This window comes from Prochlorococcus marinus CUG1433 (genome assembly GCA_017644425.1).
Lineage (GTDB): Bacteria > Cyanobacteriota > Cyanobacteriia > PCC-6307 > Cyanobiaceae > Prochlorococcus_A > Prochlorococcus_A marinus_U.
On record JAEPLN010000001.1, the window covers coordinates 1,324,583 to 1,338,795 of the forward strand.

Annotated in this window: 13 protein-coding genes; 8 read left to right on the plus strand and 5 right to left on the minus strand. The window is 32.7% G+C overall.

The window, feature by feature from the left end; translation table 11 throughout:
- The first annotated feature begins 172 nt into the window (after window positions 1–172).
- Genes JJ842_07525 through JJ842_07540 form a run of 4 tightly spaced genes read left to right on the plus strand, consistent with a single transcriptional unit; the run spans window position 173 to window position 3,988 of the window.
- A complete protein-coding gene (locus tag JJ842_07525; GenBank protein MBO6971758.1) occupies window positions 173–910 on the plus strand; it encodes an RNA methyltransferase in 738 nt (245 codons plus the stop codon).
- Window positions 911–921: 11 nt separating this feature from the next.
- On the plus strand, window positions 922–2,361 hold the full coding sequence (lpdA, locus tag JJ842_07530; protein ID MBO6971759.1) for a dihydrolipoyl dehydrogenase: 1,440 nt from the start codon (window positions 922–924) through the stop codon (window positions 2,359–2,361).
- Between the two features lie 12 nt (window positions 2,362–2,373).
- Window positions 2,374–3,261, plus strand: a complete 888-nt coding sequence (gene trpC / locus JJ842_07535; GenBank protein ID MBO6971760.1) for an indole-3-glycerol phosphate synthase TrpC — start codon at window positions 2,374–2,376, stop codon at window positions 3,259–3,261.
- Window positions 3,262–3,316: 55 nt separating this feature from the next.
- Window positions 3,317–3,988 carry a hydantoin utilization protein A gene (locus tag JJ842_07540; protein MBO6971761.1) on the plus strand — a complete coding sequence of 224 codons (672 nt, stop codon included), beginning with the start codon at window positions 3,317–3,319 and terminating at the stop codon, window positions 3,986–3,988.
- Here JJ842_07540 and sodX read toward each other — a convergent pair.
- The 3 genes from sodX to JJ842_07555 form a co-directional block, all read right to left on the minus strand.
- Complete coding sequence (gene sodX / locus JJ842_07545; GenBank protein ID MBO6971762.1) at window positions 3,947–4,339, minus strand: nickel-type superoxide dismutase maturation protease; 393 nt, start codon at window positions 4,337–4,339, stop codon at window positions 3,947–3,949. The genes JJ842_07540 and sodX overlap by 42 nt on opposite strands.
- Before the next feature lie 8 nt (window positions 4,340–4,347).
- Window positions 4,348–4,821 (minus strand): superoxide dismutase, Ni, encoded by a 474-nt coding sequence (sodN, locus tag JJ842_07550; protein ID MBO6971763.1) that lies wholly within the window; start codon window positions 4,819–4,821, stop codon window positions 4,348–4,350.
- 78 nt (window positions 4,822–4,899) lie between these two features.
- Window positions 4,900–5,472 (minus strand): FKBP-type peptidyl-prolyl cis-trans isomerase, encoded by a 573-nt coding sequence (locus JJ842_07555; protein MBO6971764.1) that lies wholly within the window; start codon window positions 5,470–5,472, stop codon window positions 4,900–4,902.
- An 87-nt stretch (window positions 5,473–5,559) separates the two neighbouring features.
- On the opposite strand from JJ842_07555, the gene JJ842_07560 reads away from it, so the two are divergent.
- Window positions 5,560–7,047, plus strand: coding sequence for an acyltransferase (locus tag JJ842_07560; protein ID MBO6971765.1), 1,488 nt, complete (start codon window positions 5,560–5,562; stop codon window positions 7,045–7,047).
- Here JJ842_07560 and mnmA read toward each other — a convergent pair.
- Complete coding sequence (mnmA, locus tag JJ842_07565; protein MBO6971766.1) at window positions 7,040–8,194, minus strand: tRNA 2-thiouridine(34) synthase MnmA; 1,155 nt, start codon at window positions 8,192–8,194, stop codon at window positions 7,040–7,042. The two genes, JJ842_07560 and mnmA, sit on opposite strands and share 8 nt — an antisense overlap.
- Before the next feature lie 45 nt (window positions 8,195–8,239).
- Between mnmA and JJ842_07570 the strand changes: the two genes are divergently transcribed.
- Window positions 8,240–9,805: an NAD(P)H-hydrate dehydratase gene (locus JJ842_07570; GenBank protein ID MBO6971767.1), complete on the plus strand. Its 1,566-nt coding sequence runs from the start codon at window positions 8,240–8,242 to the stop codon at window positions 9,803–9,805.
- A gap of 141 nt (window positions 9,806–9,946) precedes the next feature.
- Window positions 9,947–10,888, plus strand: coding sequence for an RpoD/SigA family RNA polymerase sigma factor (locus JJ842_07575; GenBank protein ID MBO6971768.1), 942 nt, complete (start codon window positions 9,947–9,949; stop codon window positions 10,886–10,888).
- On the opposite strand, the gene pdhA is transcribed toward JJ842_07575, so the two are convergent.
- The gene (pdhA, locus tag JJ842_07580) at window positions 10,885–11,958 is read right to left on the minus strand and encodes a pyruvate dehydrogenase (acetyl-transferring) E1 component subunit alpha (GenBank protein MBO6971769.1); all 1,074 of its coding nucleotides are present in this window, start codon (window positions 11,956–11,958) and stop codon (window positions 10,885–10,887) included. The two genes, JJ842_07575 and pdhA, sit on opposite strands and share 4 nt — an antisense overlap.
- A gap of 113 nt (window positions 11,959–12,071) precedes the next feature.
- On the opposite strand from pdhA, the gene JJ842_07585 reads away from it, so the two are divergent.
- Window positions 12,072–14,177 carry a DUF4101 domain-containing protein gene (locus JJ842_07585; GenBank protein ID MBO6971770.1) on the plus strand — a complete coding sequence of 702 codons (2,106 nt, stop codon included), beginning with the start codon at window positions 12,072–12,074 and terminating at the stop codon, window positions 14,175–14,177.
- Window positions 14,178–14,213: the final 36 nt, after the last annotated feature.

Sequence of the window (14,213 nt, forward strand, 5' to 3'; positions counted from 1 at the left end):
TAATAAATAATTGATCAAAATATTTATGTAATTAAAATATAGTTGATAACAATTTTTTAAATTACTCATAGAAAATACTTTTTTAAAAATAACTAGTAAAAAAAATAATCTAGTTAAAAGATTTAGATCATTTAAAAGAGGATCATCTCCAAAAGATCAAGACTTTTTTTGCATAGAAGGCACACATCTCATTGAAGAATTGCTGAAGTCTGGAAAAAATCCCTCTAAGATTTTAGTTACCGAAAAATGGCTAAGAAAGAATCAAAATCTAAGCAAAAAATTTCATGAGTCATTAATGAATATTGTCTCAGAGGAAGTCTTTGCATCTGCGATTTCAACAATTAATCCAGATGGGATAGCAGCTTTAGTAGAGATTTCTGCAATACCTAATTATCAATTTAATAGGAAAGATGATTTTGTTCTTGTTCTCGACAGAATTCAAGATCCTGGGAATATGGGTAATCTATTTAGAACCGCTTTAGCTGCGGGTGTTAATGCAATTTTTTTAGCTGGAGGTGCGCACCCATTAGGCCAAAAGGTATTAAGAGCATCTTCAGGTGCAGTTTTTCATCTGCCATTTTTAAGATTTGATGGAATTGAAGAAGAAATATTAAATTCTTTACTTAAGTCTTTGTCTGAATTATCAAATGTAGGATTTAGGATTCTCTCTACTAGTAGCCATAATGAGAGTTCAAAAAAACCACCAAAACCTTACTGGGAAGTTGATTGGTCTAGACGTACCGCATTAATTTTGGGTAATGAAGGACAAGGCATTCATAAAAAAATTCAAGAAGCTTTTAATGAAACAATTACAATTCCGCATAGTGAGATTGTAGAATCATTGAATGTGGCTTGTGTTGCAGTTCCGTTATTACTAGAACGAAAAAGAGTCGCATACACCTCTAAATAAATAAATAAAAAGTGACTAATTCAAGTTTTGATTTTGATTTAATAGTAATAGGAGCAGGATATGGAGGTTTTGATGCCGCTAAACATGCTGCTGGTAAGGGACTGAAAGTCGCAATAGTAGAATCTTCTGATATGGGAGGTACTTGTGTTAACAAGGGTTGTGTTCCATCTAAAGCTCTTTTGGCTGCAAGTGGAAAAGTTAGAGAAATAGCTAATTATGAACATTTAGCTAAATTTGGTATACATGCTTCACCAGTAAGGTTCGAGAGATCAAAAATTGCAGATCATGCAAATAATTTAGTTTTAAATGTTAGAGAAAATTTAACAAAAACTCTTAAAAGGAGTGGAGTTGAAATTATTTTGGGCATTGGAAGAATTGAAGGAAATCAAAAAGTAGGTGTAAGAGATAAAAACGGAATTGATAAAATTTTCACATGTAAGAATATTGTTATAGCAACAGGCTCTTCTCCTTTTGTGCCTCGTGGAATAACTTTGGATAATAGGACTGTATTTACTAGCGATGATGCGGTTAAGCTTGAGTGGCTTCCAAGATGGATTGCAATTATTGGAAGCGGATATATAGGACTAGAATTTGCTGATGTCTATACCGCACTTGGTTGTGAAGTTACCATGATCGAGGCTTTGGAGAATATCATGCCAACATTTGATCCAGACATCACTAAAATTGCTAAGAAGAACCTTATTCAAGCAAGAGATATAGACACAAAATCAAATGTCTTTGCGACAAAAATAACACCTGGCTGCCCTGTAAAAATAGAACTGACGGATGCAAAATCTAAGGAAGTTGTAGAAACTTTAGAAGTTGACGCTGTACTAGTTGCAACTGGCAGAAGTCCAAATAGTAATAACTTAAATCTTGAGTCGGTTGGTATCGAAACAGTAAAAGGGTTCATTCCTGTAGATGAACAAATGAGAGTTAAAAATGGTGATGAAATAATACCTAATATTTGGGCTGTTGGAGATGTAACGGGCAAACTAATGCTTGCCCACACAGCTGCAGCGCAGGGTACTATTGCTGTTGATAATATTTGCGGTAGTAATGTCGAAATTAACTATAAAAGTATCCCTGCAGCAACCTTTACTCACCCTGAGATAAGTTCAGTTGGCCTCTCTGAAGCTGAAGCTAAAGAGATATCTGCAAAAGAAAATTTTACTTTGGGAGTTGTCAAAAGTTTCTTTAAGGCTAACTCAAAAGCATTGGCTGAATTGGAGAGTGATGGATTGCTAAAGTTGATTTTCAATAAAGATAATGGGAAAGTATTAGGTGCTCATATTTTTGGGTTACATGCAGCTGATTTAATTCAAGAAATTTCGAACGCTATTTCAAGAAACCAAGATGTAATTGAATTATCTAAAGAAGTTCATACTCATCCTACTCTTAGTGAAGTAGTTGAGGTCGCATATAAACAAGCGGCTTCTCAAATAAAATAATATCTAAAATTAATGGAGATAAGACGCAGGCCACCAAATCCAACTGTAAGGGTAGAAAATCTAGAATATGCTGTACCTCATAGAGAAGCACAAGCAAAAAATATTTTGGAAGAAATTGTATGGCACAAGGATATTGAAATTAAGAACTTTAAAAAAAAAGTCTCTTTAGAAGATCTCATCAAAAAGATTGAAAATCTTCCTACTCCCAAAGATTTTTATAAAAATATTTTGGAGTCAAAAATAAAACCAGGAGTTATTGCTGAAATAAAAAAAGCTAGTCCAAGTAAAGGAGTTATTAGAAAAGATTTTAACCCTGAAAAAATAGCAATTTGTTACGAAAGATTAGGCGCATCATGTATCTCAGTACTTACCGATAAAAGGTTTTTTCAAGGTAGTTATGAAATACTCGAAACTGTAAGGAGATCAACTAATCTTCCTCTACTTTGCAAAGATTTTATTATTTCTGCTTATCAGATTTATAAAGCAAGGGTATCTGGTGCTGATGCAATATTATTAATCGCTGCAATTTTAAGTGATGACGATTTAATTTATTTAAAGAAAATAGCTGATAATTTAAAGATGAGTGTTCTTGTTGAAGTCCATAACTCTCATGAATTAGAAAGGATTCTAAATTTAAAATCTTTTAATTTGATTGGCATAAATAATAGGGACTTAAAGACTTTTAAAACGGATTTAAAAACATCAATAGAATTGATGCATACATATAGAGATATATTTTTAAAACAAAATATTATTCCCATAAGTGAATCTGGAATTAATTGTGCCGAAGATTTAGAATCGCTTAGATCTATTGGAATCAAGGGAGTATTAATTGGCGAAACTTTTATGAGAGAAACTGATATTGAAAAATCGTTCAAGAAATTATTTAACTCAATTTAATATTGACTTCAAATCGTGCTATAAAATTGAATAAATAAAGTTGTACTGAATATATATGCAGGCTGTAATTTTAACAGGTATAGTTGCAGGATTTGTGCATGTAGTTAGTGGCGCTGATCATCTAATTGCGATGGCACCAGCAGCGATTAATAATCCCCAAAAAGCTCTTAAAAATAGTCTTTCATGGGGCTTAGGACACTCTTCAGGTATCCTCTTGTTAGCTTTTCTAGCGATTTTTATTAAGGATATTACGCCATTAAACAAATTTTCTAATATTGCCGAATTCCTAGTTGGAATTTCTCTTCTAATTGTTGGGGTATTTGCTATTAAAAATTCTTTTCAATTAAGTATCCACTCGCATTCCCATAAGCATGAGAATGGAATTGCTCATCGTCACTTTCACTTTCATGTCAAGGAACAAAATAATAATGATAAGCACTCACATGCTCTAACTGGTTTAGGCTTGCTACACGGTATAGCTGGAGGTTCACATTTTCTTGCAGTTCTTCCTGCCTTAGCACTACCTTTAACAAGCGCTTGCTTATATTTGATTTCATATTTGATTGGTTCACTAATAAGTATGAATCTTTTTACTTGTTTAATATCTTTTACCACCTTTCAAGCAAGTCAAAAATTTATTAAAAGATTAATAGCTTTAGCAGGAGGCATTTCCTTTGCTTTGGGATTATTTTGGATTCAAAGAAGTGCTTCTGTTTTTTTGAATTAAAAAATTTTTTAATTTAGGAATAATTAATCTGGAGGTGACAATCCCAATTATTTTTTCGTTATTGATTAATCCAAATTTATTACTATCTTCGCTAAATTCAATATTGTCACCAATAACCTCAATATTATTTTGATTTACTGAATTTATCCTTTTTATTAGGTTTTTATTTTTAAGTGGATGATTAAAAATAACTATTTGTCGATTTTTTAGTATTGATTTATTTTTTACATATTTTTTAAAAAATACAATATCACCATCTTTAAGGTAAGGAAACATCGATTCACCACTTATTATGGCGGTTTTTCTTAAACCTAAAAAAAATAAAATAAAATCAAAAAAATTTTTGAAGATAATACTGATTAACTTGCTTTTACAAAAGCGTCTGATCTTCCTTTTGAAGCCCAGAAAATATTATGAATTTTTTCTACATAACTCATGAGTTCTTCAGCTTGAGCTAAGTCAATACCAACTTTGCATGCACTGCATAATTTAGCCGCCTTCCAAATGGTTTCATGTAAGTCTGGATAAGTTTCTAAGTGAACTGGTTTAAAGTAATCTGTCCACAAAATTAGAATCTCTTTCTTTGTTTCTTTTGCTTGCTCTTCTTTAACTGCAACATATCTAGAAAATGTATTACTGTATGTAGCCCACTCTGCTGAATTAGTGCTAGAAGGAGCTTCTAAAGCAATAAGTTTTTTTGTCATTGATAAAACTGCTTCAGCTGCAACTCTCGTAGATGCTGGGTCGTAAACACCACAAGGACCATCGCAGTGAGCATCGACTGTCATTGGGGATTTTTTATCTAGAAAAGAATTGAGGAATTTACTTAACATTTCAAATATTTGGTGTTGTATATATATTACTTGGAGATTAACTAAATTGAAAAGCCTTAGATATTTTTCTTACCTAATTTAATTGACTTTTAATAATTCAACTTCAAATATTAAAGTCGCATTAGCAGGTATTACATTTCCAGCTCCTCTTGATCCGTATCCAAGTTCAGGAGGTATCGTTAATTTTCTCTTGCCTCCAACTTTCATGCCTGCTACACCTTCATCCCAACCTTTTATTACTCGTCCAGCACCCAAGGGAAAGCTGAATGGAGCTCTTCCGATACTGGTATCAAATTGTGTCCCGTCTTCTAAAGTCCCTGTGTAATTTACAGTAACTGTTTGCCCTGCACTAGCCTCATCACCTTCCCCGTTTACCATATCTGCAATAATTAGACCACTTTCTGTAGTCCTTGAATTGTTTTCTGATGTTGTTTCTTCTGCCATAGCGAAAAGTATAGGATTTGGATCTGATGGGTCTAGTTCAAATAAATTATTATTTGAGAGATTTGATGATTTTGCAACAGGTGTTTTTTGAACTGACTGAGTTTCTGATTCAGCAGCATTAACAACTTGTGGTGAATTAAATTGACTGAAAAGAGTTAATGAAACACAAAAAACAAAAACTGCAAAACTAATAAAGACTTCTTTCACTTAAATTTTTGAAAGTTACTAAAAATTAGTTTACAGAATAAAGGTACAATAAATGGGTGATTATAAATTTAATTTCGTAATTTTAGATTGCTAATCCCAACTCAAATAAAAAGTCTAAGACAATATTTTTACCCTTGTTTAGGAGGGATTTTAGGAGGAATTTCTGTTTCAACTCATTTTTGGCTGTTTTTTATGCCGATATCTTTATTTATTTTATGGGAGGGAAGTGAGAGAAAAATAGCAAATTTTTGGTGGGGGTTTTTTTTCGTTTTGATAAGTCATTCATGGTTATATGATCTTCATCCATTGACATGGCTTGGGTTTTCATGGCTTGTAAGTTTAATTATTGCCATTTCAATATTATTATTTTGCGCTTTTTTGGGTGGGATATTAGTTTATTTATGGGGATTGTTAGTTGAAATTATTCTCTGGAAAGAGGATGTTTTCAAAATGAAAATATTATCTTTAACAGTAAAAGTATTTTTTTTATCTTTAACTTGGGGGATTGGTGAATTGATACTTTCTCAAACACCATTTTTTTGGATAGGTTTAGGAGAGAGTCTTATCCCAGGTGATCTTTATCTTGCTGGTTTAGCAAGATGGATTGGTGCAAGCGGTTTATGCGTATTACAAATATTGATTGGATTTTGGATTTTTTATATTCACGGTAAATGGAGAAGAAAACATCATTTTAAAAAAACATTTATTTTCGGACTTTTTATTATTTTTTTATTACATCTATTGGGGGGGTTAACAACTCAAATTAAAAGAAATTATGAATACCCAGTAGCTATTTGGCAAACTAATATACCAACTAGAGAAAAATTAAAAATAGATGATGAATTTATTAAAGAAAAACAATCTATCGCTCAAAAATATGCTTTAGCTAATCAAGCAAAACTTCTCGTCGCTCCTGAAGGGACCCTATATAATAATTTTTATTTTTCTAAAGGCTTTAAGATTAATACCTTAGCAGGAGGTTTCAGAAACTCTAATAATGAGTTAAGAAGTTCTTTACTCGGATTTCAAGTTGGAGATAAATCTTTTACCTCATTTATAGATAAAAACAGACTTGTTCCATTAGGTGAAAAAATACCTAGATTTCTAGAAAGTTTTTCAAGAGGATTATCTGCAGTAGGAGGAATTCAACCAGGCTCTGATTCAAGATTTTTTGATCCTAAATTTACTCAACCTCTAGCAGTGGCTATTTGTTATGAAATTAGTGATGGATTAAAAATAAGAAAGGCAATTAATAACGGTGCAAAACTAATAATAACCACAGCAAATTTAGATCCCTATCCAACTAAGCTTTATAATCAATTCCTGTCTTTGGCAAGATTGAGAAGTATTGAAAATAAAAAAGATAATTTACTTGCATCAAACACTGGTCCTTCAGGTTTAGTTAAAGATGATGGAAAAATAATTCAACTTCTAGATTTAAATGTTGAGCAAAACAAAGTAGTTTTCCCAAATTTTTCATCCGACAAGACCTTTTATACAAAATTTGGAGATAAACCTATTTTGTTATTATTTATATTTTTTTTGGGATTAAATTTCTTTTGGAAAATTAATTAATTAATCCGCCACCTAATAAAATTTCTCCTTTATAAAAAACTGCAGCTTGTCCAGGCGTTACCGAACTTTGACTTTCTTCAAAAATTAATTTAAATGTTGTAGTTGGATTTTCAAGATTTTTCAAAGGAATTAAAGTTCCTTTTACTGGATGACTTCTATATCTGATTTGTGCTTCTACTTCTATCTCTTGTTTAGGCTCTTCTATTGAAACCCAGTTAACCTCACTAATTATTGCTTCATTATTAAATAAATCACTTTTATCTGCTACATAAACAATGTTTTTTACCATATCCAAACTTTTAACATATAATGGCTCCGGCCAAGCGATGCCCAAACCTTTTCTTTGACCTACTGTAAAGTGCTGAATACCATTGTGCATGCCAAGGATTTTCCCATTTACATGAACAATTTCACCTTCTTTGGGTTCAATGTGTTTGTCGATGAATCTCTGCATTGATCCATAATGCTCAACTAAACATAAATCTTGACTTTCTGGTTTTTGAGCAGTTCTAAGGCCTAATCTCAGAGCTTCCTTTCTTGTTTCTTCTTTTTTCATTTCACCAAGAGGAAATTCTAATCTGCTTAGTACTTCTTGTGAAAGGGAATAAAGAAAATAACTTTGGTCTTTGTTTTCATCAGCACCTCTGAGAAGAAGAAAGTCTTTAAATACAAAGCTTTTGCAATCAAGTGTTTCAGCATAAGATGATTTTTTTATCCTTGCGTAATGTCCAGTCGCAATATTAGTAAAGTCTTTTTTGTTCAATGCGTAATTAAGCATCTCTTCAAACTTCACATTCTTGTTGCACATCGAACATGGAAGTGGAGTAAATCCTTTCTCATAGCTATCAGTAGTTTTCTTGATTACCTCTCTTTCGAAAATTTCTCTTGAGTCTATTATTTTATGATTAATTCCTAAATCTTCACAAAGGCCAGCAGCATCTACTAATCCTTCAGAACAACAGGAGCCTTGTCCTTTCATTAGCCAAAGAGTTAGTCCCTCAACATTCCAACCTCTTTCTACAAGAAGAGCAGCTGAGAGGGAACTATCTACGCCACCAGAAAGACCTACAATAATATTTTTCTTCTTCTTAGTTTTATTATTAGAAAAACAGTTCTCTAATTTTTTATCCTTTTGTGTCTTTAACATAGAAGTTTAAATTTTGAACAGTACCTTAATTGCTTTGTACTAATTATGAACGAAATTGTATGGCCAACAATTGACTCAAAACATTTAATTATTGATTCAAAGCAAATGCTTAAATTAGAGAAAGAAATGTTTTCTGATGGAATGCCGCAAGAAGCATTGATGGAAAAAGCAGGTATCCAAATTAGTAGATGGCTCTTAAAAAAGAAACCTCTTCTAAAGCATGGAATAACTGTTTTTATAGGCCCTGGGCATAATGGTGGTGATGGTGCCGTAATAGCTAGAGAGCTTTTTTTGAAAGGTTTTAATGTCCAGGTATGGTGTCCATTCCCGATAAAAAAAACATTAACAAATAACCACCTTAATTATCTTACCTCTATTGGTGTCACAAAATTAGTAGAGGCCCCTAATGCAAATGGGAAAGAACTTTGGATTGATGCAGTTTTTGGTAATAATCAAACAAGAAAAGTAGATAATATATTAATTAAACTTTTTAATCAAAAATTTTATAACAAATATGGCAAGGTAATAAGTATTGATATTCCAACAGGATTATGTCCTGATAAAGGGGAGCCTTTTTTAGATAGCGCTGTAAAGGCAGACTATACCTTGGTTATTGGTCTTCATAAGATTGGGTTGACCCAAGATTCTGCTTTGCCTTTTATTGGAGAATTGCACCACATAGATATTGGGGTGCCTACTAATAAATTATCCAAAGTCGAGAAAAAGATTTTGAAGATTACTTATAGTGATTTAAAAAATATTGATTTACCTTCTTTACCAAAAAATTCCAATAAATACAAAAGAGGTAGAACATTACTAATAGCCGGAAGTGAAAAATATCCTGGTGCTGCATACTTAGCATTAAAAGGGGCCATATCTAGTGGAGCAGGCTTTATCTCTGCGGTCCTGCCTGGGATAGTTGGTGAATCTATTTGGCAAGTTGCTCCTGAAATAGTTTTAAAGGGAACTATGAAATGTAATCAAAATGGTAATGCATCATTATTCAGTGCATTAAAGAATATTGATTTAAGTGTATTTGACTCATTAGCTGTCGGCCCAGGAATAGGAATTGATAATGATGATTGGCAAAAATCAATAGACTTCTTTATTGATTTTGAAGGATTATTGATTTTGGATGCAGATGCACTCAATAGGATTTCGGGATCTAAATTAGGATCAAAATTTTTTTTAGAGAGAAAATTTAAAACATGGATAACACCTCATAGCAAAGAATTCTCAAGGTTATTCCCGCAAATAAAATGTGAGACAAATATTGAACGAGCTTTTCAAGCTGCAGAAGAATATAAAATTAGTGTTTTGTTAAAAGGGGCTAACAGCATAGTTGCTGATAATAAAAAAGCATGGCAAATTTGTGGGACTGATTCTCAGACAGCTAGAGCTGGATTGGGTGATCTTTTATCTGGATTTTTAGCTGGCTCTTCTGCGATTGATTTGACATGCTGTAGAAACATAACGACAGATTTTTTTGCAAAATATATACTCATACATTCATTCGCTGCATCAAAGTGTGAAAGTGGATCTAATGCATCTGCAATTGGTGATGAATTGTCGAAAATAATGAGATTTAGGAAAATGAGACAAATATCTTGAAAGAAACAATTAAGTAGAGTTATTTATAGTTTTAAACACATAAATATACAAATATTACGTGAAATCTGAAGCGCGCATTAAATATTCGGCACTTTTCATAAAAGTGTAGGAGAGTTTTAATACCTTATCAGGTCAAAAAAAATGGTTTCATCTATACCAGCGCAAGCAGAGCCACAAAAAAGAAGAGGTAACGATCCAATAAGTTGGTACTTGCAGAACATTGGTAGAGTCCCATTGTTAACACCTGCTGAAGAGATCGAACTTGGTAATCAAGTCCAGAAAATGATGATTCTTACAGATGATGGTCAATTGAATGAAAAGAATAAAGAATTCACACCCCAGCAAAAAAGAACAATAAAAATTGGAAGAAGAGCTAAAGAAAGAATGATGAAAGCAAATTTAAGATTAGTTGTTAGTGTTGCAAAAAAGTACCAAGGAAAAGGACTTGAACTTCTTGATTTAGTTCAAGAAGGCTCTCTTGGTTTGGAAAGGGCTGTTGAAAAATTTGATCCTACAAGGGGATATAAATTTTCTACTTACGCTTTTTGGTGGATCAGACAAAGCATGACAAGAGCAATTGCTTGTCAGTCACGAACGATTCGGTTACCAGTTCACTTAAGCGAAAGATTAGCATCTATAAGAAAAGTTAGTAGAGATTTGGCACATAAACTTGGTGCTATGCCAAGCAGAATTGAAATTGCAGAAGCAATGGAAATTGATGTAGAGGAGTTAGATTCTGTTTTAAGACAAGCTTTATCTACAAGTAGTCTAGATGCTCCAGTTAATGGTGATGACGGCAGGAGTTTTTTAGGTGATTTAATAGCAGATAGTAATAATGAAGAGCCTTTAGATCAAGTTGAACAGAAAATGCATCAAGAACAACTTGGGAAGTGGTTAAGTCATTTAAGCGAACAGGAACAACATGTTCTTAAGTTAAGATTTGGACTAGATGGAAATGAAAGACATACACTTGCAGAAATAGGGAGGTTATTAGAAGTATCTAGGGAAAGAGTTAGACAGGTTGAGTTAAAAGCATTAAGAAAATTAAGAAATTTAACCAGAAAATTACCCAGTGGCATCTAATCTTCGGCCCAAATATATTTAGTTAGTTCTTCAGAAGGGGGTTCGGGAGCCTCTAATGCATTTTTAACGGATTCAGAGATCTCACTATCTATTTTCTTTTCAATACTTTTTAATTCTTCTTTAGTTGCAAACTTCCCGTCAATAATTTCTTGCGCTAATTTTTTAATAGGATCCCTTTTACCCCAAAACTCCTTCTCTTTCTCTGATCTTAATTCATCTGGATCTGCAAGAGAATGTCCTCTGTATCTATACGTCAAACATTCTAAAAGTGTGGGCCCTTCCCCAGCTCTAGCACGCTCAATTGCTCTTTGTGCCGCTCCTCTTACTGCTAATACATCCATTCCATCAACTTCCTCTCCATGCATCCCAAAAGAGGAGGCTTTTCTCCATATTTCAGGATTACTAGTTGCTCTATCGTGAGCCATACCAATAGCCCATTTATTATTTTCAACAACAAAAATTATAGGTAATTTCCATAGTTGGGCCATATTTAAACATTCAAAAAACTGCCCATTATTGCAAGTCCCATCTCCAAAGAATGCTGCAGTAACTGCATCACTACTATTATTACCAGCAACTTCTTTTTTGTATTTACTTGAAAAGGCTGCTCCTAAAGCCACAGGAATTCCTTCCCCAATAAATGCATATCCTCCGAGTAAGTGATGTTCTTTTGAAAATAGGTGCATGGACCCCCCTCGGCCCTTACTACAACCTGTAGCTTTTCCAAAAAGTTCACTCATTACTTCAAAAGATGGAACACCTGCGCTAAGTGCATGCACATGATCGCGGTAAGTACTACAAAACCAATCATGTTTCTTTTTCATGGCACCAATTACTCCGGTACTAATTGCTTCTTGTCCGTTATATAAATGAACAAAACCAAACATTTTTCCCCTGTAGTACATTTCAGCACACTTATCTTCGAATCTTCGACCAAGTGTCATGTCTTCATATAGCAATAACCCTGTTTCTCGATTTAATTCGGCTTTTTTTGTGTCTTGAAGATTTGAGATTCTCTCTACGTGTGTTTCCAAGAAAAATACCTTAATGAAGTTTTGATTTGTTAACATTCTAAGCCGTGAAGGGCAATTTTAATGATTTTTTTTAATAACTCTGTAAGACCTTATGAAAAAAATTTTTAACTTGATAAAATTTGTCTAAGAATTTTCAATAGGATAATTGCTTGGAACTTCCTTTAGACCATTTTCGTTTAATTGGCGTAAGCCCCTCTGCAACACCTGAGGAAGTATTAAGGGCTTTTCAATTGCGTTTGGATAAAACTCCTGATGAAGGTTTTACTTATGAAGTTTTAACCCAAAGATCTGAGTTACTTCGCCTCACAGCTGATTTGCTTTCAGATCCAGAAAGGAGGAGAGAGTATGAAAATTTGCTTCTAAATGGAGCATCTGGACTTGAGTTCCCTTCAAATAGAGAAGTTGCTGCATTAATACTTCTTTGGGAATCTGGTTCCCCAAAAGAAGCTTTTAAAATCACGAGAATAGCTTTACAGCCACCACAAACTCCAGCTTTAGGAAGTAGTAGAGAGGCTGATTTAACTTTATTGGCTGCCTTATCAGCTAGAGATTCTGCAATTCAAGAACAACAGCTTAGATCCTATTCAAACGCAGCAGATTTTTTAAATGAAGGCATACAACTTCTCCAAAGAATGGGAAAGCTTAGTGAAATAAGGAAAGATCTTGAAGAGGACTTGATTTCCCTACTTCCCTACAGAATTCTTGATCTACTTAGTAGGGATTTAAATGATCAGGAATCTCATAAAAAAGGTCTAAGTATGTTGGAAAATTTAATAATCAAAAGAGGCGGTTTGGAAGGTAATAATAAATCTGAATATGAGAATTATTTAAACCAGCCAGAATTTGAAGCTTTTTTTCAACAAATAAAGCCATATTTGACAGTTCAAGAACAGATAGATTTGTTTATTGAATTACAAAAAAGAGGATCCTCAGAAGCAGGATTTCTAGCATTTTTGTCATTGACTGCAATTGGCTTCTCAAGAAGAAAGCCTGAGAAATTATATGAGGCGAGGAAAATTTTAAAGAAACTAAATGTATCAGGTCTTGATTCAATGCCCCTTTTGGGTTGTTTAGACTTACTTTTAGCAGATGTTGATCAGGCCTCAGCAAGATTCTCTAGCAGTTCTGATGAGAACCTAAAAGATTGGCTTAATAATTATCAGGGAAATAAGTTAGAGGCAATATGTATTTTCTGTAAAAATTGGTTAGAGAATGATGTTTTAGTTGGTTATAGAGATATTAATTCAAAGGAGGTGGATTTAGATGCTTGGTTTGAAGATAATGAAATTCAAGAATTTATTGAAAAATTAGAGATAAAATCAAATAAAACCTCTTTCAAATCAAACCTTCAAAATCAACTGATTAAAAAGGATCCTATGACAAAAGTTATAGAGGGTTTTGATAATACATTAGACAATTGTAATGAAGGAAAATTGCCTTGGCCTGGTGGTATAAAAGAAGGATATGAAAAGCTTGATTTTCAAGAAAATAAATTTAATGATGAAATTCTTAACGATAAACCAATAGTCATTTATAGATATTTAATTGAAAAAATTGCTGAATTTAAATTTAGTCTTGGCGAATTTTTTACACATAAAGACTTTCTTAGTCGATCACCTTATTTGATTTATTTATATGCGTTTTTGATCTTATTTACTTTTGGCATTGGGATTGGATTCCTCAGAAATAATCTTAAAAAATCAATTCAAAATGAAACTTTATCAGAAAAATCCATAATAGCTTTGGATAAAAATCAAAAGCCTGGAGGAAAAGATTTTATTGATGAAATTAAAAAGAAACCTTTAAATGAACTGAATTCTATTAATCAAAAACCTACTTCAATAAATTCCCTTAAATATGAAGAACTTACTAAACCTTCTCCATCTTTGGAAGAGATAAGAAATTTATTAAATGTATGGCTTTTAAGTAAAAGTAATTACTTAGCTGGAAAAAGTGAAATTAATCTTTCCAAAATTGTTAGTAGTGGTTTAATTGATAGAACAATCGAAGAAAGACAAAAAGATACTAAAAAAGCAATTTTTAAAAAAATTGATACTCAAATACTGAAGATAGATTTTGAATCACAAACCTCTTCTCGGATAGTCGTTTTAGCAGAATTAGATTATTCAGAGAAAATCGTAAAGAATTCCGGAGAATTTGTTAATGAAACCTCTTTTAATCCTCTAAAAGTTAAATATATTCTGGGATTTTCTAATAAATCATGGAAATTGGTTGATTTCGTTAGTGGCTTGTAATTACAAATAATTACAAACTTCAAGATCATCTATAAT